At 64.2% G+C, this 26,012-nt stretch carries 15 protein-coding genes; 7 read left to right on the top strand and 8 right to left on the bottom strand.

All coding sequences use genetic code 11. From position 1 onward, the window contains the following. The 3 genes from ACF8Q6_RS08845 to ACF8Q6_RS08855 form a co-directional block, all read left to right on the top strand. Positions 1-2,952: condensation domain-containing protein (locus ACF8Q6_RS08845; protein ID WP_392490525.1), on the top strand; the 2,952-nt coding region annotated here is incomplete at its 5' end. Further along, positions 2,949-6,125, top strand: coding sequence for an amino acid adenylation domain-containing protein (locus tag ACF8Q6_RS08850; RefSeq protein ID WP_392490526.1), 3,177 nt, complete (start codon positions 2,949-2,951; stop codon positions 6,123-6,125). The genes ACF8Q6_RS08845 and ACF8Q6_RS08850, both read left to right, overlap by 4 nt. Positions 6,126-6,433: 308 nt before the next feature. Continuing rightward, positions 6,434-8,926 carry a TonB-dependent siderophore receptor gene (locus ACF8Q6_RS08855; protein WP_033726943.1) on the top strand — a complete coding sequence of 831 codons (2,493 nt, stop codon included), beginning with the start codon at positions 6,434-6,436 and terminating at the stop codon, positions 8,924-8,926. 57 nt (positions 8,927-8,983) lie between these two features. On the opposite strand, the gene ACF8Q6_RS08860 is transcribed toward ACF8Q6_RS08855, so the two are convergent. From ACF8Q6_RS08860 to ACF8Q6_RS08895, 8 genes are all read right to left on the bottom strand, one after another. Continuing rightward, positions 8,984-9,862: a formylglycine-generating enzyme family protein gene (locus ACF8Q6_RS08860; protein ID WP_392490527.1), complete on the bottom strand. Its 879-nt coding sequence runs from the start codon at positions 9,860-9,862 to the stop codon at positions 8,984-8,986. A 37-nt stretch (positions 9,863-9,899) separates the two neighbouring features. Further along, on the bottom strand, positions 9,900-14,147 hold the full coding sequence (locus tag ACF8Q6_RS08865; RefSeq protein WP_392498665.1) for an amino acid adenylation domain-containing protein: 4,248 nt from the start codon (positions 14,145-14,147) through the stop codon (positions 9,900-9,902). 167 nt (positions 14,148-14,314) lie between these two features. Beyond that, on the bottom strand, positions 14,315-15,964 hold the full coding sequence (locus tag ACF8Q6_RS08870) for a cyclic peptide export ABC transporter (RefSeq protein ID WP_047603464.1): 1,650 nt from the start codon (positions 15,962-15,964) through the stop codon (positions 14,315-14,317). Positions 15,965-15,986: 22 nt separating this feature from the next. Continuing rightward, entirely contained in the window at positions 15,987-17,006 is a 1,020-nt protein-coding gene (locus ACF8Q6_RS08875) for a GNAT family N-acetyltransferase (RefSeq protein ID WP_003251532.1), read from the bottom strand. 76 nt (positions 17,007-17,082) lie between these two features. After that, positions 17,083-18,522 (bottom strand): efflux transporter outer membrane subunit, encoded by a 1,440-nt coding sequence (locus tag ACF8Q6_RS08880; protein WP_392490548.1) that lies wholly within the window; start codon positions 18,520-18,522, stop codon positions 17,083-17,085. Next, positions 18,519-20,489 carry a MacB family efflux pump subunit gene (locus ACF8Q6_RS08885; RefSeq protein WP_392490547.1) on the bottom strand — a complete coding sequence of 657 codons (1,971 nt, stop codon included), beginning with the start codon at positions 20,487-20,489 and terminating at the stop codon, positions 18,519-18,521. Before ACF8Q6_RS08885 ends, ACF8Q6_RS08880 begins: the two co-directional genes overlap by 4 nt. Beyond that, on the bottom strand, positions 20,490-21,653 hold the full coding sequence (locus tag ACF8Q6_RS08890) for an efflux RND transporter periplasmic adaptor subunit (RefSeq protein ID WP_392490546.1): 1,164 nt from the start codon (positions 21,651-21,653) through the stop codon (positions 20,490-20,492). A 205-nt stretch (positions 21,654-21,858) separates the two neighbouring features. Next, complete coding sequence (locus ACF8Q6_RS08895; protein ID WP_003251523.1) at positions 21,859-22,131, bottom strand: hypothetical protein; 273 nt, start codon at positions 22,129-22,131, stop codon at positions 21,859-21,861. Positions 22,132-22,285: 154 nt separating this feature from the next. Between ACF8Q6_RS08895 and ACF8Q6_RS08900 the strand changes: the two genes are divergently transcribed. From ACF8Q6_RS08900 to ACF8Q6_RS08915, 4 genes are all read left to right on the top strand, one after another. Then, a complete protein-coding gene (locus tag ACF8Q6_RS08900; protein ID WP_003251521.1) occupies positions 22,286-22,762 on the top strand; it encodes a PaaI family thioesterase in 477 nt (158 codons plus the stop codon). Continuing rightward, positions 22,759-23,241, top strand: coding sequence for a PaaI family thioesterase (locus ACF8Q6_RS08905; RefSeq protein ID WP_003251519.1), 483 nt, complete (start codon positions 22,759-22,761; stop codon positions 23,239-23,241). The genes ACF8Q6_RS08900 and ACF8Q6_RS08905 overlap by 4 nt, the downstream gene beginning before the upstream one ends. Before the next feature lie 69 nt (positions 23,242-23,310). After that, positions 23,311-25,215: a molecular chaperone HtpG gene (htpG, locus tag ACF8Q6_RS08910; protein ID WP_392490545.1), complete on the top strand. Its 1,905-nt coding sequence runs from the start codon at positions 23,311-23,313 to the stop codon at positions 25,213-25,215. A 63-nt stretch (positions 25,216-25,278) separates the two neighbouring features. Further along, a complete protein-coding gene (locus ACF8Q6_RS08915; RefSeq protein WP_017148202.1) occupies positions 25,279-26,004 on the top strand; it encodes a dienelactone hydrolase family protein in 726 nt (241 codons plus the stop codon). Positions 26,005-26,012: the final 8 nt, after the last annotated feature.

A 26,012-nucleotide genomic window follows, 5' to 3' on the forward strand; every position in this document is an offset into this window, starting at 1 on the left:
CATGGCCAGCAGCTGGTGGCCTACGTACTGGCCGAAGAGCAGGGCATGGCAGTGGACGCCGCCGAACTGCGCGACAGCCTTCGCGAACAGCTCAAGGGCAGCCTGCCGGACTACATGGTGCCGACGCACATCCTGCAGGTGCAGGCTTGGCCGGTGACGGCCAACGGCAAGCTCGACCGCAAGGCCCTGCCCAAGCCCGACAACAGCGCCCTGCAGCAGGCCTACCGGGCGCCGCAAACCCCGCTCGAGCAGCACGTTGCGGGTATCTGGCAGGAGGTGCTCGGCCTTGAGCGGGTGGGCCTTGGCGACCACTTCTTCGAGCTGGGTGGTCACTCGTTGCTGGCGACCCAGGCGGTATCGCGGATGCGCAAGCTGCCGGGTGTGCAAGTGACTTTGCGTGACCTGTTCGATCACCCGGTGCTGGAGCGCCTGCTGGCAGCGCTCGGCGGCGCTGGCAAGGCTGCGACCGCGCACGGTGTCGAGCTATTGGCCCATGGAGAAAAAGCCACCGCACCGTTGTCGTTGATGCAGCGGCGCTTGTGGGTTGCCGAGCAATTGTCCGGGGGCAGCGCTGCTTACGGCATGCCATTGGCCCTGCGCCTGCAAGGGCCGCTGCAGGTCGAGGTGTTGCGCAACAGCCTGAACGCGCTGGCGCAGCGACATGAAGTGTTGCGTACGGCCTACGTGCAGGACGACGAGGGTGATCCGCTGGCGCTGATTGCCGACCGGATCGAGGTGGATATCGCCCTCGACGACTGGTCCGGGTTCAGCCCGCAGGAGCAGCAACGGTGCATTGCCGAAGCCACCCTGGCCAACGCCAGCACACCGATTGCACTGGAGCATGCGCCGTTGTTGCGCTGCCGTCTGGCACGCCTGGCAGACCAGGAGCATGTGCTGTTCTTCGCCATGCACCACATCATCTCCGATGGCTGGTCGATGGGCGTGCTGGTCCGCGACCTGGTTGAAATCTACCGTCACAGCGCCCCAGGGCAGACCCACCTTCTGGCGCCGTTACCGCTGCAGTATTCAGACTTTGCCTTGTGGCAGCAGGCCCTCGAGCAGGCGGGTGAGCTGCAGCGCCAGGCAAGCTACTGGCAACAGGCCTTGGCGGGCCATACCGGCCGCCTTGAGCTGCCACTGGAACAGCCGCGCAGCGAGCAGGCCTCCCATGCCGGCGGTGCGGTGGACTTCAGCCTGTCGCCAGCATTGACCGATGCGCTTGGCCAGTTCGCGGCCAAGGCCGGGGTGACCCTGTACAGCACGCTGCTGGCAGCGTTCCAGTGGTTGATGCACCAGACCAGCGGTGCCCACGACGTACTGGTCGGGGCCGACACCGCAGGCCGGCAGCACAGCGAACTGGAAGGCCTGATCGGCTTCTTCGTCAATGTATTGCCGCTGCGTTCCAGGGTGAGTGATGGGCTGGCCTTCGGTGACTTCGTGCAGGGCACCCAGCGCACCTTGCTCGCGGCCCTGGAGCATCAGGACCTGCCGTTCGACATGATCGTCGAGGCCCATGGCGCCCCGCGGGTGCGCGGCATGAACCCGCTGGTGCAGGTGCTGTTCGTGATGAACAACCTGCCCGTACGCAGCGAAGCCCTGGCCGATATTACCGTGCAGGCGCTGCCCGCCCCGGCGCTGTATTCGAAGTTCGACATGGCCCTGTTCATCGAACAGGAGGCCGGGCAGCTCAGTGGCAACTGGCAGTTTGCGACAACGCTTTTCAGGCAAGAGCATATCCAGCGACTCGTCAGCACATGGATCGCGATGCTCGAACAGATCGTCAGTGTTCAGGATATGAGGTGGCAAGCGATGAACGTTCCATTACAGGGTGGCGGCCTGGCCGGCAGCACACCGGTAAGCGCCCCGGCCAGCAAGGCCGACAAGCTGGGCAAATTCCTCAAGCGCTCTGCCGGCGCCACTGCAGCTGCACCGCCACGGGCGGCGGTGCGCGAGTCGCTGCTGGTACCAGGCCAGCTGTTCCCGTTGCTCGTCGAGCCTGGCGACGCATCGATCGACCTGATCGAGTGGGTGCGCAACAACCGGCCGCTGGTCGAGCGCAAGCTGGGCGAGCATGCCGGGATCCTGTTCCGCGGCTTTGCCCTGGAGGGTATCCAGGGGTTTGAAGCATTCGCCGAAGCTGTACAGCCGGGGCTTTACGGTCAATACGGTGACCTGCCGAAGAAGGAGGGGGGCAAGAACACCTACCGCTCCACGCCGTACCCGGAAAACAAAATGATCTTGTTCCATAACGAGAGTGCGCACCAGGACAGCTGGCCGCGCAAGCAGATGTTCTATTGCGAGCAGCCTTCGCCGGTCGGCGGTGCCACGCCGGTGGTCGACTGCCGCCTGATGTACGAAAAGCTGCCGCAGGCACTGCGGCAAACCCTCGAGGACAAAGGGCTGCTGTATGTGCGCACGTTCGCCGACAAGCTCGACGTGCCATGGCAGCATTTCTTCCGCACCGATGACCGCGCCGAGGTCGAGGCCCGTTGCCGTGCCGCTGGCATCGAATGGCGCTGGCTGGACAACGACGAGTTGCAGACCCGCACCCGCTGCCCGGCAATCATCACGCACCCGATCACCGGCGCACGCTCGTTCTTCAACCAGGTGCAGCTGCACCACATCTATTGGCTGGAGCCCGATGCACGCGAAGACCTGCTGGCCATGTTCGGCCTGGAGCGCATGCCACGGCATGTGTACTTCGGCGATGGTTCGCCGATCCCCGACCAGGACATGCAACTGATCGGCGAGCTGTATGAAGCCTGTGCCGTGCGGTTCCAATGGCAGAAAGGCGACGTGATCCTGGTCGACAACATGCTGGCGGCGCATGCCCGTGACCCGTACGAGGGGCCGCGCAAGATCGTCGTGGCGATGGGCGACATGTTCGACCGGGCCGCGCTGGAGGCGGCTGCGGCCATGCAGGTGATGGCGACCGAGGAGGCCCAGGGATGAACAGTTACGTAGACCAGGCCGAGGACATCGGTTTAGCCCTGACCGTCGACCAGCAACACTGGCTTGATGCCTTGCCTGCTTGCCCGGACTGGGCACAGGCCGCGACGCTGCTGAAGATCAGCGTTCAGGGCCGGCCGGACCCGGCGCGCCTGAGCCAGGCGCTTGAGCGCTTGGTCGAGCGCCACCCGATATTGGCCGGGCGCCTGGGCACTGCCCCGGGATACCGCGGCATGCGCCAGTTCATCGGCGCCCGGCGGCCAGCCCTGACGCTGGCAGTGCAGGCCGAGGCAGGTGCGCCGGCACTGCTCGAGCCTTGGTTTCAGCAGCGCTTCGAAATCGACCAGCTGCCAGCCGCTCAGGCCTTGCTGGTACCGGCCGCCGATGCCGAGCAGTGGCATCTATGGCTGGGGGTGGCGGGCTATGCCTGCGACGCGGCTGGCATGGCCATGCTGTACCGTGACCTGGCGGCGTTGTATGACACGCCAGCCGTGCCGGACGAAGACCTGCCTGAAGCCTTCGGGCAGTATCTGGAGTGGCGTGCCGAAGTGGCCCAGGATGAGGATGCAGCGGCAGCCCGTGGCTACTGGCAAGGGCACCTGATGCCAACGGAGCAGGGCATGAGCGCGCCTTGGCCAGCCTATCGCCAGGACCAACCAGCGACGCATCAGGCACACCATCAGGTGAATCTGCCGCTGGCCTTGCAGGGGCAGTTGCAACGCCTGGCCGACGCCCGTCAAGCCAGCCTGGGCACGCTGCTGCAGGCGGCCTGGTGGGCCTTGCTGGGCCGGCTTGGCGACAGCAACCGGTTGTTGGGCGCCTGGCAGCACGATGCGCGACAGGATTATGACTACTTCGCGAACAGTGCGGGGGCGTTCAGCAAGTTATTGCCGTTGTGCCTGCAGTGGGCTGACGAAACCCGTTTCGGCGAGCACCTTGCAGCGCTCGGCGCCGCGCTGGAGCAGCATGTGGCGTGGCAGGAGTACTGGGTACCGGAATGGGTGCCCACAGCCGTGCCGACCGTGGCGTTTTCCACTACGCCGGCGCTCGCGCCGCAGGTTGCCGGCGGGCTGTGCTGGCAGGGCGAGCTACTGGCGCCACGCCTGCCGGCGGGCATCGAGCTGCAGCTGCGCATTTGCCCAGCAGCGGGTGCTGACCAACCGATTACCGTGAGCCTGGATTACCTGGCCGGGCGCTACAGTGCCCGCGGCATGCAAGGGCTGCTGGAGCAGTACATTGAATTGCTGCGCAGCATCGTCCAGGCGCCGGACCGCCCGCTGCGGCAGTTGAACCTGCTGGGTGAAGCCGAGCGCCAGCGCCTGCTGTCGATCAACCCCGCGCCGCAACCACTGGCCGCGACATCACTGGCGGCCCAGATCAGCCAGTGGGCAATCGACACCCCCGACGTGCTGGCGCTGGTCGCAGGTGACGCGGGCCTGAGTTACGCCCAACTGGAGTTGGCAGTGCAGCGCCTGGCGCTGGCACTGCAGCAGGCTGGCGTGCAACCCGGGGCGGTGCTGGCACTGGCGCTGCCGCGTTCGCTGGACTGGGTCGTGGCGATGTTGGCCAGTTGGCGTGTCGGCGCGGCCTACCTGGCGCTGGAGCCGCACTGGCCCGTTGCCCGGCAGGTGCGCCTGATGACACAGGCCGGCGCCACGCAGGTGCTGGTCGAACCGGCAGCGGTGGCCAGCCTGCGTGAGCAGGGCATAGAGGCGCTGAGCCTCGACAGCCTGTACCCACTTGCGGCCGACGCTACACAGCTGTACCCGCACGCCGCCAGCGCCAGCGATGCCGCCTATGTCCTGTTCACCTCGGGCTCGACAGGCACCCCCAAAGGCGTGGTGGTCGAGCACCGGCAACTGCTGAACTACACCGCAGGCGTGTGCCACACGCTGGCGCTGGAGGGCTGTCGTCACTTCGCATTCGGCTCGACGGTGTCGGCCGACCTTGGCCATACGACGCTGTTCGCAGCCTTGTATGTGGGTGCGACACTGCACGTGGCCGCCGACGAGGTGATGAAGGATGCTGAACTGTTTGCTGCGTACCTTGAGCAGCAGGCAATCGACTGCCTGAAGATCGTGCCGTCGCACCTGAGCGCGCTGCTGGAGTCGAAGGCACCGGCAGTACCGGCCACCGTCATCCTGGGCGGGGAAGCCCCGAGCGCGGCGTTGCTGCAGCGCCTGTTGCAGATACGTCCGGACTGCAAGCTGTTCAACCATTACGGCCCGACCGAAACCACGGTCGGGGTCATGGTGCACCCGGTTCGGGCGGTACCGACCGGCACCCTCGGGTTGTCGCAGGTGTTGCCCAACAACCAGGTCTATGTGCTGGATCAGCACTTGCAGTTGGCGGTCACCGGCGTGCTGGGCGAACTGTATGTCGGTGGGCAGCAGGTGTGTCGCGGCTACCTGCAAGACGTGCAAAGTGACCCGCCGGCGTTCGTCGAGAGCCCGTTCGTGGCGGGCGAGCGGCTTTACCGCACCGGCGACCTGGCCCGCTATCGCCCGGACGGTGCTATCGAGCTGCAAGGCCGGCGCGACCATCAGGTGAAGATACGCGGCTTCCGCATCGAGCTGGCGGAGATCGAGGCACAGCTGTCGGGTGCACCGCAGGTGGTCGAGGCCGCGGTGTTGTGTGATGGAGAAGCGCTGAGCGCGTATGTCAGCTTGCGCGACGAGGCCACGGCGGCTGCCCTGGACGCGGTCCGCGAGTACCTTGCACGGCAACTGCCGGCGGTGATGCTGCCGCGTACCCTGCAGGCATTGCCGCGGTTGCCGCGCCTGGGCAACGGCAAGCTCGACCGGCAAGCGTTGCGGCAGGTGGGCAATGAACCTGCGGCGGGTCTGCTGGCCCCGCGTGATGCACTGGAAACCGTGATTGCGCAGCGCATGGCGCAACTGCTGGGGCTGGAGCAAGTGGGCATCGAGCAGGACTTTTTTGCACTGGGCGGGCATTCGCTGCTGGTCATCAAGCTGGCGGCAGGTATTCGCAAGTTGCTGCAGTGCGACATCAATCCAGGCGTCATCTTCGACCACGCTACGGTTGCCGCCCTTGCCCAGGCGCTGCGCGAGCGCGAAGCCAACCCTGGCCAGTTGCTCAAGCTGGCCCAGGCCCGTCTGCGGCTCGACAGCATGAGCCCTGAAGAAAAAGCCCGGCTGCTGGAAAAGAGCCGCTGAGCCTCACCACGCCCAGGGGCGGGCAACCCGCCCCTGGGGTCTTTTGCATTGCCTCCCCCGTACTGCCGTGCCGATTGCGTGGAAGGATGCCGGCAAGTTACTAATGCAAAAAATTCTCATTCTGGATTTTTCAGGGTGATGCGTCTTATGTAGGAGCGCGCTGAAAGCCACACGTGACAAGCCGTTTTGACTTGCGTGTCAGGCGTCTGTCGCGGGATCTGCCCGGGGGAGGATGGGCAGCTCGGCCGTTTGGGGGCCGTTGGCGGGCGCGGGACGATTTCATTACACGATATAAATAGAGAAATACCATGCCAGCAGGATTTTTCGAGTTCAAACCATTGGTCAAGGCGCTTTGCATGTCCCGCTCGATCAGCGCCCGCTCATCACGGGCGTTGCTCGGCAAAGGGGTGCTGGGCGCCGCATTGATGCTGCCCATGGCCGCCCAGGTCTGGGCTCAGGGGGTCAACTTCGACATCGCTGCCCAGTCGCTGCCCAACGCCCTGCGTGCGCTTGGCGAGCAGGCCGATGTGCAGTTCATCTACAACGCCTCGGAAATGGCCGACCTGCGTGGCAATGAGGTGCGTGGCAGCTACACCGTCGACGCGGCAGTGGCCAAGCTGTTGCGCGGCTTGCCGGTCAGCTACAGCCTGGAGGGCGATACCCTTACCCTGGTGCGGCGTGAGCGGCCAGCGTCCTCGGCGCTGGAACTGGGCACCACCAGCATCACGGGCAACACGTTGGGCGTGACCACCGAAGGCAGCAACTCGTATACCACCGGTGGTGTCACCATCGGCAAGAGCGAACACAAGCTCAAGGACATTCCGCAGAGCGTGTCGGTGATGACCCGCAAGCGCATGGATGACCAAAACATCACCGACTTGCCGACGCTGTTGGCCAACGCGCCGGGCATGACCTTCGCCAAAAGCCCGGGTACCGGCGGCTTCATCACCTCGCGCGGTTTTGAAATCGATTCGCTGCAGTACGATGGCGTGCCCATGACCCGTGGCATCTACGCGCTGGGCAGCTACCTGACGGAACCGACGGCATTCTATGACCGTGTCGAACTGCTGCGTGGCGGCGCTGCGCTGCTGCAAGGGGCCAACAGCCCCGGTGGCGCGATCAACTTCGTGCGCAAGCGCGGCCAGGCCAAGCCGACAGTCACCCTGACCGCCCAGGCCGGTTCCTGGGACCACTATGCCACCCAGGTTGACGTTGGCGGCCCGCTGAACGAGGCGGGCAACATCCGTGGGCGTGCCGTGGTCGACTACGATACGCGCAACTCGTTCATCGACTATGTGGGCGGCTGGGAGCAGAAGGTCTACGGTGCGCTGGACTTCGACCTGTCTGAAGACACCACCCTCGGTGTCGGCATCAGCGATCGCAAGACGCGTTTCACGCCTATGGTCGCCGGTTTGCCGCGCTTCAGTGACGGCCGGGACGTAGGCTTGTCGCGCTCGACCTTCACCGGCTCCGACTGGAACCGCGGCATGACCGAGCAGCTGGCGTTGTATGTCGACCTCGAGCACCGCTTCAACGACCACTGGAAGTTCAAGACCGCGGCGGTGGCGATCAACGAGCGCAACGAAATGACCTACGCCTACGTGGTAGCGCCGACCGGCCTGGCCAACGATGGGTCTGGGTTGTTCGACTGGCGCTATGCCACTGATTTCAACTCCCACAGCCGTGGCCTGGACATGTTCGTCGATGGCGACTTCAACGGTTTTGGCTTCGACCAGGAAGTGGTCTTCGGCGGTAACTACTCACGCTTCACCAGCGACAACACCATGGCGGTGGTGCGCAGCGCGGGGGCGAACATTTTCGATCTCGACAACCACTTGCCCTTCGAGAACTACGACAGCCTGGCGGCCCGTGGCACGCGTACCGACAGCCAGTACAAGATCGTGCAGAAAGGTATCTACGGTACCTGGCGCGTCAAGCTGACCGACCCGCTGACCTTGATCCTGGGCGGGCGTACCAGCTGGTACTCCTATGATTACGATTCCCAGGTCTATCAGGCCGGTGTCCATCAGTACGACAGCCCGGCTTCCAAAGCCAACAACGGTGTCGTCACCCCTTACGCGGGCCTGGTTTACGAATTGACGCCGCAATGGTCGGCCTACGCCAGCTATGCCGACGTCTTCATCCCGCAGAGTGCCATTGGCGTGGGTGGTTCCACGATCGAGCCGATCACAGGTAGCAACTACGAGTTGGGCTTGAAGGGCGAGCTCAACGACGGCCAGGTCAATACCAGCGTCGCGCTGTTCCGCTATGACCATGAAAACCGCGCGGTGCCGATTCTGAACACCGAATCGTTGTGTGGCGGCTCCAACTGCGCGGCAGCGTCTGGCAAAGTGCGTAGCCAAGGCCTTGAAGCCGAGATCAACGGTGAGGTGCTGCCAGGCCTGCAAGCGTCGGCCAGTTACGTCTACAACACCACCAAGTACCTCAAGGACAACACGTACGAAGACAAGATTTTCTCCACCTGGACACCGAAACACTCGGTGAAGGTGTGGACGGACTACACCCTGCCTGGTGACTTCAGCCGCTTTAGTGTCGGCGGCGGTTTCAACAGCCAGAGCAGCACCGTTGCCTACGACCGCAAGTTCGATTCGCCCGGCTTCACCATCTGGAATGCGCGCCTTGGTTACAAGGTCAGCGACGAAGTCAGCCTGGCGGTCAACTTCAACAACATCTTCGACAAGGTGTACTACATCCCGTCGTATGCTGCGGTCAGTGCCAACAACTACTACGGCGACCCTCGCAACTTCATGTTCTCGGTCAAATACACCCCGCAGTTCTGAACCTGGGGCCACGCAGGCCATCTTGGCGGGTACCCCGCCCAGATGGCCTGCGCCAGATCACAGCTCCCGCGCTACACGAAAGCCCAGGAAGTCGCCACGTACCGTGCGTTCGCGATCATTGCGATTGCCCGAACGCGAGAAGATCGGCGCTTCACCCCAGTCATTCCCGCGCATGTGCGCCGCCTGGCAAAGCCCGCCGTCGGCCTCCATCCAGGCGCTGCCATCGCTGGGCGCGCCGACGTAGTCCTTGTGGTAGCAGTCGGCGACCCATTCATACACGTTACCGTGCATGTCATAGACGCCAAAGGCATTGGGCGGGTAGCTGCCTACCGGTGAGGTGAAGCTGTAGCCGTCCTTGGGGCCGTAGGTATTGGCGTGCTTGCTGATCTGGTAGTCGCCTTCTTCATCGAACGGGAACGGGAACGGCCCGGTGGAGCCGGCCCGTGCCGCGTACTCGCGTTCGGCCTCGCTGAGCATGCGGTAAGTGTGGCCGGTCTTTTTGCTCAGCCACTGCGCATAGGCCTGCACATCGTAGTAATCGACGCACACTGCCGGCTGGCGCGGCCCTTGCGGGTAGCGAGGCTTGCTGGCCTGGCACAGGCGCCCTGGGCGTTTGTCACCGTCCTTGATGACCACGCCGGTTTCCTTGATATAGGCATCCAGCTCGCCGGCGGTGACCTGGAAGCGGCTGATGGCGAAGGGTTTGGCGAAGGTCACGGTATGTTGCGGGCCTTCGTCGGGCTGCTTGCCCGGTTCGTCATCCGGCGTGCCCATGACGAAACTGCCCGCAGGCAGCACGACCATTTCCGGGCAGCCGGCCTTGCAATCCTGGAAGACCTCGCCCGGGGTCTTGCCGGCAGCCTGGGCGAGTAGCGGGCAGGCCGCCATGGCCAGGGCAAGGGCCAGGCCGGTGACGGTGTAGGGGGCGCACTTCATGGCGAACGTTTCCTTTTTGGCAGGTGTGACGGGGTATTCAGGGTGCCGGGCAGCTACGGCCGAACGCCTCGATGAACGAGTCGATCAGGGGCTGCTCCAGCATCATGGTTTCGTGTGGGTAGGGTGAGTGCAGCGAAACGTCCAGCTCACCCCCTGCGCAGAACTGGCGGATGACCTGCTCGGCGGCGTGAATGTGTGCTGCGCTCTTGTGCACCTGCGACCACCAGCAACTGGGCTTGACCCTGAGCGGAGTGAGGGTGAAATCGGCGAAGCTCGCTTCCAGCTGATCGTGGATGTCGAACGCCTGGGCATTCATGATCTGGGCCTTGGCACTGGCCAGCACGCCCTGGACATCGCTGCCAGCGTCAGCCAGGTGCGCCGTGGCCCACTGGTAGAACGCCTTGACGTCCTGAGTAGGGTTGGCGTGCAGCTGCTCGGCGGCGGCCTGTTTGGCCTGCGGGAACAACAGGCCGAACAGCTCGACGGTGTCTTGCAGCTCGCGCTGGCCCGGCGTATCGCTGTGGCGGGCTGGGCGAGGGGTGTGAGGCGGGAACGCGGCGCGGCTTAACTGCGCCTCGGGCAGGGTGCTGTCGACCAGCCCCAGGAATGCGACCTCGCAGCCGGCCTGTTCCAGCTGCCGGGCGATGTCCCAGGCAATGCTGCCGCCCAGGGACCAGCCCATCAGGCGGTAGGGCCCGGACGGTTGTGCCTGGCGGATCTGTGCGGTGTAGTCGGTGATCATCGCTTGCCAGCCTTGCCGTTCGGCCGGCGCCGGGCTGCCGCCCCGGTGCTGCACGCCGTAGACGCAAGCCTGCGGTTCCAGGCACCTGGCCAGCGGCTGATAGCTGAAGACCATGCCGCCGCTGGGGTGGATACAGAACAATGCAGGCAGCGGTGTGGCCGGGCGGTTGAGGGGCACGATGCACGGGCTCGCACAGGCATGCTCACGGCCCAGATGTGCAGCCAGCAGGTCGATGCGGGGGTAGGCGAGCAGGTCCTGGATACGCACTGCCAGGCCCAGTGCCTGCTTGATGCTGGCCAGCAGTTGGATGGCCAGCAACGAGTGGCCACCCAGTTCGAAGAAGTGATCGTCGCGGCTGATACGTTCGACGTTGAGCGCGGTTTGCCACAACGTGGCCAAGGCCTGTTCCAGCGTGCCCTGGGGAGCGTTGTAGGCTTGCTGCAACAGGCTGGCATCGGCCTTGGGCAAGGCCTTGCGGTCGAGCTTGCCGTTGGCTGTCAGCGGCCACCGGTCGAGCAGCAGCAGGTGCGCCGGGACCATGTAGTCCGGCAGCGCTTCCTTCAGCTGTTCGCGCAGCTGCGCGCGCAGCCCGGCCTGCTGCTCCAGCGCTACCTCGGCAGCGGGGATCAGGTAGGCCACCAGCTGCTGGCCGGTCGCGCCTTCCTGGGCCAGCACCAGGGCCTCGCGCACCTGCGGCTGGGCCTGCAGGCGGGCTTCGATTTCCCCCAGCTCGATGCGGAAGCCGCGGATCTTCACCTGGTGGTCGATGCGCCCGGCGTATTCGATCACCCCGTCGGCGTGGTAGCGCGCCAGGTCACCGGTGCGGTACAGGCGCCCGCCAGGGGCACCGAACGGGTCCGGCACGAAGCGCGTGGCGCTCAGGTCGCTGCGCTTGAGGTAGCCGCGCGCCAGGCCGGCGCGGCCCACGTACAGCTCGCCGATGCAGCCTTTGGCTACCGGGTTCAGGTCGCCGTCGAGCACATACCAGGACAGGTCGGGGATTGGCACGCCCATCGGGCTGCTGGCCGCCTTGCCCAGGTCGGCCCGCGACAGCGGCCGGTAGCTGACATGCACGGTGGTTTCGGTGATGCCGTACATGTTCACCAGCTGCGGCTGGCGGTCGCCGAAGCGTTCGAACCACGGTGCCAGGCTGTTGACGTCCAGCGCCTCGCCCCCGAACACCACGCTGCGCAATGCCAGCGGCCGCTGCGGCTCGGCCGTGGTGGCCACCGCCATCAGTTGCTTGAACGCCGACGGGGTCTGGTTCAGCACCGTGACCTGTTCATCGGCCAGCAACTGGTAGAAGGCCTCGGGCGAGCGGCTGGTGTGCTGCGGCACGATCACCAGGCGCCCGCCGTACAGCAGGGCGCCGAAGATTTCCCACACCGAGAAGTCGAAGGCATAGGAGTGGAACAGGCTCCACACGTCGTCGCTGCCGAAGCGGAAGTCCGCGTCGGTGGCCGTGAACAGGCGCAGCACGTTGCGCTGCGGCAGCAGCACGCCCTTGGGCTTGCCGGTGGAACCGGAGGTGTAGATCACGTAGGCGAGGTTGTCCGGGCTGACCGTGACCGGCGAGCAGGCCAGCGGGTCGGCCTGGCTGCTGTCATCGCTGCTTTCCAGGCTGAGCACGCGCACGCCTGCCGGCACTGGCAGGCTGGCCAGCACCTGGGGCTGGGCCAGCAGGCGCTGCAGGCCGCTGTCTTCGATCATGTAGGCCAAACGGTCGGCCGGGTAGGCCGGGTCCAGCGGCACGTAGGCACCGCCAGCCTTGAGGATGGCGAAGATGCCAACGACCATGTCCAGCGAGCGCTCGGCAGCCAGGCCGACCAGCACGTCAGGCCCGACCCCGTCGTCGACCAGGCGCCGGGCCAGGGCGTTGGCACGCTGGTTGAGCTGGGCATAGCTCAGGGCCTGGCCCTCGCAGGTGACGGCGATGGCATCGGGGGTGCGCTGCACCTGGGCCTCGATGCGGCTGTGCAGGGCCTGATCGGCCGGGTGCTCGGCGGGGGCCGGGTTCCACTGGGCGAAGGTGGCCTGCTGCTCCGGCGTGCCCAGCATGTCGAGCTCGCCCAGCCGTTGCTCGGGCCCCCGGGCCATGGCCAGCAGCAGGTTCTGCCAGTGCCGGGCCATGCGTTGCACGGTGCCGTGGCTGAACTGGCTGCAGTCGTATTCCAGGCTGAAGCCAAGGCCATCGGCTGCGTATTCAAGGTCGATGCCGATCAGGCATTTGGCCTGGGCGCTGGCGGTATCGAGGAAGTCCAGCTGCAGTGGGCCCAGGGCCAGCGGGCCGCTGGCAGTCCCGGCCACGCGCCAGTTGAACAGGGCCTGGAACAACTGGGTGGGTAGCACCTGGCCGTTGTGCTGCAGCGTCTCCAGGTACAGCTCCATCGGGTAGTCGCTGTGGCTCAGGGCCGCAATAGATTGCTCGCGCAGGTTTTGCAGCAGGGTCTGCACGGATTGCTGCGGGTCGAGTTCGGCGCGGTAGATCTGGGTGCTGACGAAAAAACCTACCAGCTGCTGGGTTTCGCTGCGGTTGCGCCCGGCGCTGGGCACGCCGAGGGTGAATTGCCGCTGGCCACTGTAGCGGCCCAGCAGCACCTGCCAGGCGGCCAGGGCGATGACGAAGGGTTGCACGCCCTGCTGCCGGCTGAGCTGCAGCAGGGTCTGGAACACCTCGGCGTCCAGTTGCAGGCCATGGTAGCGGGCACTGGTGCCCTCAGGCGGCACGCCAGCGCAGCGCGGGTCGAGGTCACCCGGCAACATCAACGGCTGCAGTTCGTCACCCAGCCGGGTATGCCAGTAGCGGGCAGACGCTTGGCACGCATCGCTTTTCAGGTAAGCCTGGCGTTGCCAGATGGCGTAATCGGCATACTGGATGGCGGGCCGTTGCAGCTTGCAGGCTCCCTGGGCGGCTGCCTGCGAATAGGCGCCCAGCAGGTCCTGCAGCAGGATTGGATTGGACCAGGCGTCTGAAACGATGTGGTGCATGTTCAGCAGCAACACATGCTCGTCACCTTGTACTTTCACCAGCCGGGCCCGGATCAGGGGCGCCTTGCCGAGGTCGAACGGTGCCAGCGCATCCGCTTCGATGAGCCGCTGCAATGCATGAGGGCGTTGCGTGGCGGGCATGGCGGTCAGGTCGTCGCAGGGCATTTCGAGGCGTGCGTCGGCTTCGACGAACTGCTGCGGTATGCCCTCGACCTCGGCGAACCTGCTGCGCAGGATGTCATGGCGGTCGACCACCGCCTGCAAGGCCATGGCCAAGTGCTGGCCATGCAGTTCACCCTTCAGTGACAGTGCCCGTGGCAGGTTGTACGCCGCGCTCTGCGGGTTGAACTGCTGCAGGTACCACAGGCGCTGCTGGGCGAAGGAGAGGGGGGCCGGCCCGGCGCTCTCGCGTGGTGTTATCCGGTCGGGTTCAGGCCGCTCATCCTGGAGGAGGGCGAGCAAGGCGTCGTCCAGCAAGTCTTCAGCGAGCGAGTCGGCATCCAGTGATTCGTGCATGGCGGTCCCTGTGGCAGTCGAGGCGAAGGACAGCAGCATGGGGGCCGGCCTTGCCGGCGAATGGCCGCTGTCCTCTGGAGAGGTGTATGGCCAGTAAACGAGCCGCCGCCCGGCAAATTTACCGGCGGGCGCGTGGCTGACGGGGCGGGTGGGCAGGCCCCGGCCAGGGTTGTAGCCGACCTGGTCGGGGCGAGGGATGCAGCCGGTCAGGCCGGCTGGGCTGCGGTGCGAACCTTGCCGCTGTCCATGTGTACCAGCTGGTCGGCAATATCGAAGTAGCGGTCATCGTGGGAGATGACAATGATGGTCTTGCCCAGGCGCTTGAGGTCCGGCAGCAGCTCTGTGTAGAAGATGCGGCGGAAGGTGGGGTCCTGATCGGCTGCCCACTCGTCGAACACCAGTACCGGGCGCTGCTCCAGCCAGGCGCTGATCAGGGCCAGGCGCTTGCGTTGCCCAGTGGACAGGTCGGTGGTGGTGAAGGCGCCGTCACGTACGCTGACCTTGTGCGCGATCTCCAGGCGTTGCAGGTATTGGGTAGCATCGTCGGGAATCTGCTGGTCGCCCTGGACCACGTCGTCGAACAGGTAGTAGTCGGCGAAAATGGTGGTGAACAGTTGTCGGTAGTCATCCCGGTCAAGCACCGAGACCGGCTGACCATCCAGCAGGATGTCACCACTGTGCGGCGCATACAGGCCAAGCAGCAGCTTGATCAGCGTGGTCTTGCCACAACCGTTCTCGCCGACGATGAACACGATGTCGCCCTGGTTGATCGTGAGGTTCACCGGGCCCAGGCGAAACGGCGTGCTGCCCTCGACGGCCGGAAATGCGTACTGCACATTGCGCAGTTCCAGGCTGTCGATGGTCTGGCGCGGTGCGCCTTGGCCGTCGAGCAGCAGGTTCGGTTCGGGCGAGGAAAACTGCTCTGACAGCTCGGCAATGCGCTGGAATGCCACCTGTGCCTTGCTGACCAGCGGCAGTACGCTGACCAGATGGTCCAGTGGGCCTTTCATGTACAGCAGCACCAGCACGAAGCCGGTCATTGCCGCCTGATCGACGCTTGTCCAGGTGCTCTGCAGGGCCAGGGCCAGGCCGATGACGATGAAGAACAGCGTCGAGCCGAACGTCTTGGCCAGGATGTAGGTGTTGACTGCCTTGATCTGGATGGCGCTGATCCGCTCGCTGATCCCCTGGATGTGTCGGGTGAACATGCGATACCGGCGCGGCCGGTGTATGCGCAGCTCCTTGGCGCCCTGGGCAATGGCGTTGTAATGCTTCTGCAGGTCGTCCTCGGCCTCGCGGGCGCTATTGAACCCCTTGATGCCGCGCGTGCGGGCGATGACCTGGGCGGTGATGCCGGCGCCCAATGCCAGCAGCATCAGCAGGAACAGCGGGCCGGACAATGTTGCCAGGTAGCCCATGCAGCCCAGCGTCACCGTCAGCGAAATGGTCAGGGGGGCGAAGGCGAACGAGAAATCGCTGATGGTATCGATATCGTGGGTCAGCACCGGTATCAGGCGGTGGCTGCGATAGCGCTCGATCTGCTCGATGGGCGCCGAAAGCACTTTTTCGCCCAGCTCCTTGCGCAGTTTGGCAATGATCTTCTGGCCAACGAAGTTGGTGCCCATGTCGGAGAAGATGCTGCTGAGCAAGGTCAGCACGCAGAGGCCGGCAAACAACCACAGCACGGCGTGGGTCAGCCCTGCTTCGCTGTTGAGGGCGCGGTTGATGGTGGCCAGCAGCGTGGTGACGCTGAAGCCGCCGAGGATGCCCAACAGTATGGAAACCAGCACGATGGGCCAGAACGGCTTGAGCAACTGGGCAAGCTCGCGGGTCGCGCTGAGCGGTTTGCGAATCATGGGGAAGTCTTCTCCAGGCGGATCAAAGGACGTGGTCATCAAAGAAGGCTTCACGCTCCAGACGCAGCAGAGCGGCTTTCTTGTGGGCCAGTTGAATGTCCTTCAGGTGGCCGAACCCCTGGGACTTGAGGAAGTCGATCTGGCGCGTATGGTCGATGCGCGGCTCGCCGAGGATGCGCTGGGTGCGTGGGTCATCGAGGAACATGTAATGCATCAGCGAGCGGAACCAGCCGCGCAGTTTGCCGATGCCCTGGTGCTTGGGCTCGCCGATCACCACGTGCCAGCCACGGTCGTAGTCGGCGACGTCGTAGTAGGGGGCGATGCGGTCTTCCTTGCACCAGTACACCTCGAAGTAGGCGAAGGGTTCGTCATCGAAGCAGCCGATCAGCGGGTGTACGCGCGGGTCGTCGAGCATTTCGCGAATGTATTGCGCATGTTCTTCCGGGGTGCCGGTCTGCTCCCAGAAGAACGCGACTTGCTCCAGGTTCATCCAGCGGTTGAAGGCTGCAAGGTCCTTCACCGGGTCGATGGTGCGCAGTGAAAAGGTGGCGTTCAGCTTCGGCAGATGGCGTCGATAGACTTCGCCCGCCGGTTTGGGCGGGCGTTGCGGGTGGCGTTTCTCGCCGCTGAAGCAATAACGCGGGGCCGTGTGCACGCTGGCCGGCTCGCGAAGCCATGGCAGGGGTTGCTGCCAGAAGGTCTGGCGGGTACAGCGCAGGGCAAGCCTGCCTTGGTCGTCGACCTGCCAGTGATCGAAAATGCCTTCGCGTACCGCACGCACGGCAAATTCCCGGTCGCCAGGGACCTGCACATTCACCTCGTTGCATTGTTTGCGGTGGCAGAAACGGGTCGCCAGCACTGCCAGCATCGCGCTGGCCGGAAATGCTGGCGGAAGTTGCTCGAAGACGATGCGGTTGTCGACCTCCCGGTAGGGGATGGCGGCGCTGCTGTCGAGGCGCAGGCTACCGCTCTCTGGCGTTTCATCCTGGGCACTGGCTTTGCGGCCATCGGCCAGGATCAGACTGAAAGAGGGTGCGTTCATAGGGCTTCCTGTGAGGGGGCGAGTGCGACTTGTCGGGTGCTGTCCATGGATAAAGACGAACCGCACCTGCCGATGTTTAAGCGCCAGGTGCGGCACCCGGTTCAGCGCCAGCGACCTGCCAGCCGCCGCCCAGGGCCTTGTACAGGGCGATGCTGCCCATGACCCGCTTGAGGCGCAGTTGCACATCCTCGTCCTGAGCCTGGTACAGGGTGCGTTGCGTTTGCAGGACGGTCAGCAGGTCCTCGGCGCCCGCCTGGTAGCGGCTTTCGGCGATGTCGAAGGCTTTGCGCGCCTGTTGCAGTTCGATCGCCTGCCAATGCAGTTGCCGGTCGATGCCGTCCAGGGTATTGAGGGCCTTTTCCACATCGCCGAAACCGGCCAGGATGGCGCCGCGGTAGTTCTGCAGCAGTTCCTCCTGGCTTGCTACCGCCTTGTCGCGTTCAGCGCGCAGGCGGCCGTTGTTGAACACCGGCGTGACCAGGCCTGCGGCGAGGCTGGTGAAGGGGTTGCGCAAGACGTCCGGGAAGTGATCGGCGCCGCTGCCGACGATCAGCGTCAGGTTGAGTTTGGGCAGCATCGCCGCGCGGGCTACGCGCACATTGGCCTGAGCCGCCGCCAGCTTGGCCTCGGCATTGGCGATGTCCGGCCGACGGCTGATCAGTTCGCTGGGCAGGCCCGCATCGATCGAGGGCCAGTTGAGCTGTTCAAAGCGCGTGTTGTCCAGTTGCAGGTCCTGCACCGGCTGCCCGACCAGGGTCGCCAGGGTGATCAGGGCCTCCCGGGCCTGTTGCTGGTAAAGCGGGCGTTGCCGTTGCTGGGTGGCGACCAGGCTTTGTTGCTGGGCCAGTTCCAGTGCCGTGGCCGAGCCTGCATCGAAGCGGGTTTGCACCAGTTGCAGGACACGCTCGGCATTGGCCAGGTTAAGGTCGGCAATCCGCCCCTGCTGCTGGAAGGCCAGCGCCTGCATGTAGCTGTCGGCAACCTTGCCGAGCAAGGTCAGTTCAACGGTCGCGCGGTCGAACTCACTGGCTTGCAGGCCGTGCAGGGCACTCTCGCGGGCTGCCGCGTTGCCGCCCCAGAAGTCCACCTCATAGCTGGCCTTCAGGGCCACATCCAGGTAATGAGTGGTGCGCTGGGTCGGGCTGGAATTCAGCTGGCTGTAGCCGTTGCCGTGCTGCAGGCGCTCGCGGTTGGCATTGGCTGCCCCGGTCACCTCGGGCAGCAAGGGGCCGCCGGCAATGACCGCATCGGCCTGTGCCTGGCGAACCCGGGCCATGGCCGCGCCGATTTCGAAGCTGTCGGTGCGGGCTTGCTCCACCAGCTGGTTCAGTGCCGGGCTGCCGAACGACTGCCACCAGCCGGTCAAGTGGCGTGGTGTGCTCTGAGGCGTGGCGGCCTGCCAGCGGGCCGGGGTATGCACACCGTGTTGCGGCGGCGTTGCAGGGGTGGCGCAGGCGCTCAGCAGCAGGCAGGCGCCGAGCAGGGGCAAGGGTTTGATCAACGTTGGGGTACTCATACGCTGGTAAGGGCGGCCACCGGGTCGAGCCGTGCAGCCTTGCGGGCGGGCATGAAGCCGAACGCGATACCGGTGACCACGGCGCAGGCGAAGGCACCGATGGCGGCGGGCAGCGAGAAGGCGACGGCGACCTGGCCCAGGCTCAGGGCGCCGCCGATCAGTAATGCCAGGGCGATGCCGCTGACGCCGCCGACCATCGTCAGCATCACGGCTTCAGTAAGGAACTGGCGCAGGATGTCGCGCTGGCGCGCGCCGGTGGCCATGCGGATACCAATTTCCCGTGTGCGCTCGCGCACGGTCATCAGCATGATGTTCATCACCCCGATGCCGCCCACCAGCAGCGAAATGGCGGCAATGGCGCCCAGCATCAGCGACAGCGCGTTCTGCGTCCTGGCTTCGGCCTGGATCATGGCCGCATTGTTGGTCAGTTCGAAGTCGGTTACGCCGTTGTGCAGTTTCAGCAGCAACTGGTCGATGACCTGCTCGGTCTGCTTCACCTGGCGCGCATCTGCGGCGGCGATCACCACGTATTCCGGGGCCTGGTTGCCGAACAGGCGCACGCTGGCGGTGGTGTAGGGCACCATCACTCGGGCGTCGGCATCCTGGTCGCCAGAGCTGGCGCCCTTGCCGGCCAGCACCCCGATGACCTGGAACGGTGCGTTCTCGATGAGAATGTACTGGCCCACCGGGTTGCGGTCGGCAAACAGTTTTTCCCGGGTCTTTTCGCCGATCACTGCCACTGCGGCGCCGGCGGCTTCGTCGGCCTCGGTGAAGAAACTGCCCTGCGCCACTGGCCAGTTGAATATCTGCGGGAAGTAGGTGTTGGAGCCGCCGACATAGAGCTTCAGGTCCTGGTTGCCATAGCGCACACCGGCCTTGCCGCCATTGACGGGCATGATCATGCGCACCTGGGGCAGGGTGGCGATGGCGCGGGTGTCGTCCAGGGTGATGATGCCTTCCGGCGCCCTGGGGGCGGGTGGCTTGCCGTTGAGGTAGATGATGTTGGAGCCGAAGGCGCCCATCTGCGCCATGACCTGGCGCTTGCTGCCTTCACCCACTGCCAGCATGACCACCACCGACGCCACGCCGATGATGATGCCCAGCAACGTCAGTGCGGTGCGGAAGCGGTTGATCCACATCACCCTCCACGCCGCCTTGACGGCGTCCAGCAGTTCGCCTTTCCAGGCACCGTTGTGCTCGCTGCCATCGTTCAGGCGCTGGCGCAGGTCGACGGCCTGCAGCACGTCGGCCTGAGGGTGCGAAGCGGGCAGTGGCTCAGGCTGGGCCTGGTCGCTGATGATCTGGCCATCGCGGATTTCGATGATGCGCTTGGCCCGTGCGGCGACTTCCCGGTCGTGGGTGATGAGGATCACCACATGGCCCTGGCTGGCCAGTTCGTCGAGCAGGGCCATGACTTCGGTACCGCTGCGGCTGTCGAGGGCGCCAGTGGGTTCGTCTGCCAGAATGATGTGGCCACCGTTCATCAGGGCGCGGGCTATCGATACGCGTTGCTGCTGGCCGCCGGACAACTGGTGCGGGCGATTACCGGTACGTTCGGCCAGGCCCAGGCGGGTCAGCAGGGCATGGGCGCGTGCGTGGCGCTCGGCGGCAGGCGTGCCGGCATAGATCGCCGGCATTTCGACATTTTCCTGGGCGGTGCCGGAGGCAATCAGGTGATAGCCCTGGAACACGAAACCGAAGGCTTCACGCCGCAGCCAGGCGAGTGCGTCACTGTCCAGGCTGGCCACCTGTTCACCCGCGAACAGGTAGTCGCCACTGGAGGGGCGGTCCAGGCAGCCGAGGATGTTCATCAGCGTAGACTTGCCTGAGCCGGAGGTACCGACAATGGCGACGAATTCACCGGCGTGAATGCTCAGGTTGATACCGCGCAAGACCTCGATTTGCGGTGTATCGACGCCGCCATAGCATTTGCGGATATCGCGCAGCTCAATCAGTGGGACTGGCATTTACCCTCCTGCGCTGAGCAAGGGGCTGATCAGCAGGCGATCACCTTCTTCCAGCCCTTCGAGAATCTGCACGCGCAGGCGGTCGCTGATGCCGGTGCGCACTTCGCGATTTTCAATGGCGCCGTGTTTCGTCAGTACTTGTGCCAGCCTGCGATCGGGCTGCTTCCCCGGGTTGAGCGCGGAAATCGGGGCGGTCAGCACATCGTGCGCACGGTCAGCGACGAAGAACACCTGGGTGGTCATTTCTGCCATCAGGGCGCCGTCGGCGTTATCGACGTCCAGCAACACCGTATACAGCACCACCCGGCCATTGCTTTTGCTGGCCGGGCTGCCGCTGCCCTGGTTGGCGTGCTCCAGCGGCTTGGGCGGCACCGGCAGGATCTGCCGTACAGTGCTGTTCCAGCGCCGGGTGCCACCGCTGAGGGTGGTGAAATAGGCGTGCATGCCGGGTTTGACGTGGCCAATGTCCGCTTCCGACACTTCCGCCCAGACTGTCATCGGTGACAATTTGGCGATGCGCAGGATCAGCGGGGTCTGCTGCTGGGCGTTAAGCGTCTGCCCCTCGCGGGCATCCAGTGCGACCACGGTGCCACTCATGGGGGCATAGATGCGGGTGTAACCCAGTTCGGCCTGGTCGCTGCGCAGGCTGGCCTGGGCCTGGCGAATCTGCGCCTGGATCATGTCGATGCGCGCCTGGGTGGCCTTGAGCTCGGCGCGCGCCGTTTGCACATCCTCTTCGCGCGTGGCGCCGCCTGCCGCCAGGCTTTGCTGGCGCTCGGCCTTCTGCCGGGCCAGCTCATGCTGGGCACGTTGCTCTTGCAACTGTGCCTGCAGGTTCTCGACCGAGTAGCGTCCCGCGTCCAGTTTGGCCTGTTGCGTGGAAGGGTCGATCTCGACCAGTAACTGGCCTTCTTGCACCGCGTCGCCGACCTCGACCCTGATGGCACGGATCTGCCCGGATGCCTGGGCGCCGACGTCAACATAACGGCGTGGCTGCAAGGTGCCGATGGCGGTAACGCTGCTCTCGATATCACCCCGGCTGACAGTGACGGTATTCAGGCCATCATGGCGGGGTGGCATGATCTGCCAGGCACTTACGGCCAGCAATGTCGCCAGGCCAACTATGGTGATCAGGGCCCGGCGGGCCAAGGGGGGACGTTTCATGCAGGGTTCCAGCCAAAGTAAGTTCCTCCGAGACAGGTCGCGGGGTTGTACTTTGAACGAGAACCCGCCCGCAAAATTTACTGCGCGGCACGCGGCGGGTGCTGATAAATGCCGGCGGCGAGTGAACTATCGGGTTAAACGTTTAAGCTGCAACTTGCAAACACAAAAAAACCCGACAGTTGTCGGGTTTTTTTGTTGACTCGAGTTACTGCTTGGCAGGTTCTGCCGGCGTAGCTGGAGCCGGAGTAGCCGGAGCAGCTTCTTCGGCAGCCTTCTGCTCGGCTTCGGCCTGGTCTTTGGCAGCTTCGGCGTTTTCCTTGGCGGCTTCGTTCATCTTATCCTGAGCTTCACCCATTTTTTCCTGGGCTTGCTCGGCGTGTTGCTGTGCGTCCTGGGCTTTGTCTTCGCTCGCTTTATCGCAAGCAGCCAGGCCCATGGCAGCGGCCAGCATCAGAGCAAAAGCAAAAGGTTTACGCATGGGGGTGTTTCTCCTTGGTGGAATAAGTGACTTGTTCCTTCGAGTGCAACTACGCGGAATAAGTTCCACGAAGATTACAGATATATAACGCCCCGTTCTACATAGACTTTTTAACGAATTTATGCCGCTGCCCTGCGGCCGGTGGGAACAGCCGATGAACGATTCAACCTTGATGGCAATGGCCGAACGCTTTCTCTCGGCGTTAAAACATTGTCAGCTGTTGCAGATGCGCGTGGCGCAGGCTGATGGTGATGGCATGACCCTGGTCCTGCCATGGTCGCCAGCGATTGTCGGCAACCCGCAAACCGGTGCCGTGCACGGCGGTGCGCTGACCACGCTGATGGACACCACCTGTGGCATGGCCACGTTGTGTGTGCTGCCGCGCTTCGAAGTGTGCCCGACCCTGGACCTGCGCATCGACTACATGCACCCGGCTGAGGCCGGCAAGGACATCTACGGCCACGCCCAGTGCTACCGTGTTACCCGCGACGTGATCTTTACCCGTGGCACCGCCTACCAGGACGACCCCGACCAGCCCATCTGCCAGGTGGTAGGCACGTTCATGCGCCTGGGCCAGGACATCAAGGGCGGCATCCGTTTCGGCGACAGTCTGAAGGAGGGCAAGGCATGATTCCGCACGCGGTGCGCCAGCAGCTCAACGCCGCCCATGCGGTGGGCGACTATCGACCATTGCTGGCGCTGATCCCCTATGCCGGGCTGATTGGCATCGAATGCGAGCGTCAGGGCGATGATGTGTTGTTCCGCCTGCCGGCAAGCCCGGACAATATCGGCAACCCACTGCTACCGGCCATTCATGGCGGCGTGATCGCCGGCTTCATGGAGCTGTCGGCAGCGCTGTACCTGCTGATCTACAGCGAGAGCGCAAGCATTCCGAAGATCATCGACTTTTCTATCGACTACCTGCGCGCCGGGCATTTTCGCGATACCTACGCCCAGTGCCAGCTCTGGCGTCAGGGCCGGCGGGTGACCAACGTGGCCATCACCGCCTGGCAGGGCGACAGGCAGTCGCCGATTGCCACGGCCCGTGCGCATTTCAAGATCGAACCGGAAAAGCCCTTGAAATCATCCGGGCAGCCCCCATCTGCATGACATCCGCCGTTAACGCTGGCCGAACCGGCCGCCAGGCGTCACCGCCATCAGATCGGAGTTTCGAAGACCATGACTGTGGAAACACAAAAGGAAACGTTGGGCTTCCAGACCGAGGTGAAGCAACTGCTGCACCTCATGATTCACTCGCTGTACTCGAACAAGGAAATCTTCCTGCGGGAGCTGATTTCCAATGCTTCCGACGCCGCCGACAAGCTGCGTTTCGAAGCCCTGGCCAAGCCAGAGCTGCTCGAGGGCGATGCTGACCTGAAGATTCGCCTGAGCTTCGACAAGGACGCCGGTACCGTGACCCTCGAGGACAACGGCATCGGCATGAGCCGCGAAGACGTCATTGCCCACCTGGGCACCATCGCCAAGTCCGGCACTGCCGACTTCATGAAGAACCTCACCGGTGACCAGAAGAAGGACTCGCACCTGATCGGTCAGTTCGGCGTGGGCTTCTACTCCGCGTTCATCGTTGCCGACAAGGTCGACGTGTACAGCCGCCGTGCGGGCCAGCCAGCGGCCGAAGGTGTGCACTGGTCGTCGAAAGGCGAGGGCGAATTCGAAGTCGCCACCATCGACAAACCACAGCGCGGTACCCGTATCGTCCTGCACCTGAAGAAGGACGAGCAGGAGTTCGCCGATGGCTGGCGCCTGCGCAACGTGGTCAAGAAATACTCCGACCACATCGCCCTGCCGATTCAACTGCCGAAAGAGCAGGCCGCCGCCGAAGGTGAAGAGCAGCCGGCCGAAGAGTGGGAAACCGTCAACCGTGCCAGCGCCCTGTGGACCCGTTCGCGCACCGACGTGAAGGACGAGGAATACCAGGAGTTCTACAAGCACATTGGCCATGACTTCGAAAACCCGCTGGCCTGGAGCCACAACAAGGTCGAAGGCAAGCTCGAATACAACTCGCTGCTGTACGTGCCGGCCCGTGCGCCGTTCGACCTGTACCAGCGCGAAGCGCCGCGCGGCCTGAAGCTGTACGTGCAGCGTGTGTTCATCATGGACCAGGCCGAGTCGTTCCTGCCGCTGTACCTGCGCTTCATCAAGGGTGTGGTCGATTCCAACGACCTGTCGCTGAACGTGTCGCGTGAAATCCTGCAGAAAGACCCGATCATCGATTCGATGAAGACCGCGCTGACCAAGCGTGTGCTGGACATGCTGGAGAAGCTGGCGAAGAACGAACCCGAGCAATACAAGGGCTTCTGGAAAAACTTCGGTCAGGTGCTGAAAGAGGGCCCGGCCGAAGATTTTGCCAACAAGGAGAAAATCGCCGGCCTGCTGCGCTTTGCTTCCACCCAGGACGACAGCGGCGAGCAGAGCGTCGCCCTGGCCGACTACCTGGCCCGCGCCAAGGAAGGTCAGGACAAGATCTATTACCTCACCGGCGAGTCGTACGCGCAGGTCAAGAACAGCCCGCACCTGGAAGTCTTCCGCAAGAAAGGCATCGAAGTGCTGCTGCTCACTGACCGCATCGACGAGTGGCTGATGAGCTACCTCAACGAGTTCGACGGCAAGGCCTTTGTCGATATTGCCCGTGGTGACCTGGACCTGGGCAAGCTAGATTCGGAAGAAGACAAGAAAGCCCAGGAAGAAGTCGCCAAGGACAAGGAAGGTTTGGTCGAGCGACTGAAAGGTGCGCTGGGTGACAGCGTGGCCGAAGTGCGCGTCTCGCACCGCCTGACCGACTCGCCGGCGATCCTGGCAATCGGCGAGCAGGACTTGGGCCTGCAGATGCGCCAGATCCTGGAAGCCAGCGGGCAGAAAGTGCCGGAGTCCAAGCCGATCTTCGAGTTCAACCCGAGCCATCCGCTGATCGAAAAGCTGGACCACGAGCAGAGCGAAGACCGTTTCGCCGAGCTGTCACACATCCTGTTCGATCAGGCGGCCCTGGCGGCCGGTGACAGCCTGAAGGACCCGGCGGCATACGTTCGTCGCCTGAACAAGCTATTGGTCGAGCTGTCTGCTTGAGTTGATGCACAGCAAAGCCCGCTTCGGCGGGCTTTTTTATGACGAGTGCCAAAGGAGTGCTTGATGAGCAAAGTAATCGTCGAATCGCTGGTTTATCACCTTTCTGGCAAGGCCTTCGAAAGCCGTTTGGTCTATGAGCCGGGTGCGCTGGGCCGCCCCGGGCTGGTGATGGCGCCGAACTGGATGGGCATTGGTGAAGGTGCCGAGCGCATTGCCAAGGAAGTGGCCGAGAAGGGCTATGTGGTGCTGATCGCCGACCTGTACGGGCAATCGGTGCGCCCGTCCAATGCCGATGAGGCAGGCGTGGCGATGATGCCGCTGAAGAATGACCGTGACGAACTGCGCAAGCGCATGCAGGAAGCCCTGGCGCAATTGCTGGGGCAGTCGAAGGCGCTGCTGGAGCCTGGCAAGGTGGCCACCTTCGGCTTCTGCTTCGGTGGCTGCTGTGCGTTGGAACTGGCCCGTAGCGGCGCCGACCTGCGTGCGGCCGTGTCGTTCCACGGCACCCTGGACACGCCGAATCCTGAAGATGCCAAGCGCATCAAGGGCTCGGTGCTGGTGTTGCATGGTGCCTCCGACCCATTGGTGCCTAAGGAGCAGTTGCCGGCATTCGAGGACGAGATGAACGCGGCCAAGGTGGACTGGCAGTTGCTCAGTTATGGCGGCGCGGTGCACTCGTTTACCGACCCGAATGCCAATGTGCCGGGCAAGATGCAGTATGACCGGCGCACTTCCGAGCGAGCGTTTCGTTCAATGCATAATCTGCTGAGTGAAGTGTTCCAGCGTTGAGATTGCAG

Origin of the sequence: Pseudomonas sp. GLN_2 (assembly GCF_043106005.1) — a bacterium.
Classification (GTDB): Bacteria; Pseudomonadota; Gammaproteobacteria; order Pseudomonadales; family Pseudomonadaceae; genus Aquipseudomonas; species Aquipseudomonas alloputida.

What these genes read in the sequence shown, in the direction of transcription:
- ACF8Q6_RS08850 (WP_392490526.1), top strand. Translation starts at nt 2,949, where the DNA reads ATGAACAGTTACGTAGACCAGGCCGAGGACATCGGTTTAGCCCTGACC.
- ACF8Q6_RS08855 (WP_033726943.1), top strand. Translation starts at nt 6,434, where the DNA reads ATGCCAGCAGGATTTTTCGAGTTCAAACCATTGGTCAAGGCGCTTTGC.
- ACF8Q6_RS08860 (WP_392490527.1), bottom strand. Translation starts at nt 9,862, where the DNA reads ATGAAGTGCGCCCCCTACACCGTCACCGGCCTGGCCCTTGCCCTGGCC.
- ACF8Q6_RS08865 (WP_392498665.1), bottom strand. Translation starts at nt 14,147, where the DNA reads ATGCTGCTGTCCTTCGCCTCGACTGCCACAGGGACCGCCATGCACGAA.
- ACF8Q6_RS08870 (WP_047603464.1), bottom strand. Translation starts at nt 15,964, where the DNA reads ATGATTCGCAAACCGCTCAGCGCGACCCGCGAGCTTGCCCAGTTGCTC.
- ACF8Q6_RS08875 (WP_003251532.1), bottom strand. Translation starts at nt 17,006, where the DNA reads ATGAACGCACCCTCTTTCAGTCTGATCCTGGCCGATGGCCGCAAAGCC.
- ACF8Q6_RS08880 (WP_392490548.1), bottom strand. Translation starts at nt 18,522, where the DNA reads ATGAGTACCCCAACGTTGATCAAACCCTTGCCCCTGCTCGGCGCCTGC.
- ACF8Q6_RS08885 (WP_392490547.1), bottom strand. Translation starts at nt 20,489, where the DNA reads ATGCCAGTCCCACTGATTGAGCTGCGCGATATCCGCAAATGCTATGGC.
- ACF8Q6_RS08890 (WP_392490546.1), bottom strand. Translation starts at nt 21,653, where the DNA reads ATGAAACGTCCCCCCTTGGCCCGCCGGGCCCTGATCACCATAGTTGGC.
- ACF8Q6_RS08895 (WP_003251523.1), bottom strand. Translation starts at nt 22,131, where the DNA reads ATGCGTAAACCTTTTGCTTTTGCTCTGATGCTGGCCGCTGCCATGGGC.
- ACF8Q6_RS08900 (WP_003251521.1), top strand. Translation starts at nt 22,286, where the DNA reads ATGAACGATTCAACCTTGATGGCAATGGCCGAACGCTTTCTCTCGGCG.
- ACF8Q6_RS08905 (WP_003251519.1), top strand. Translation starts at nt 22,759, where the DNA reads ATGATTCCGCACGCGGTGCGCCAGCAGCTCAACGCCGCCCATGCGGTG.
- htpG (WP_392490545.1), top strand. Translation starts at nt 23,311, where the DNA reads ATGACTGTGGAAACACAAAAGGAAACGTTGGGCTTCCAGACCGAGGTG.
- ACF8Q6_RS08915 (WP_017148202.1), top strand. Translation starts at nt 25,279, where the DNA reads ATGAGCAAAGTAATCGTCGAATCGCTGGTTTATCACCTTTCTGGCAAG.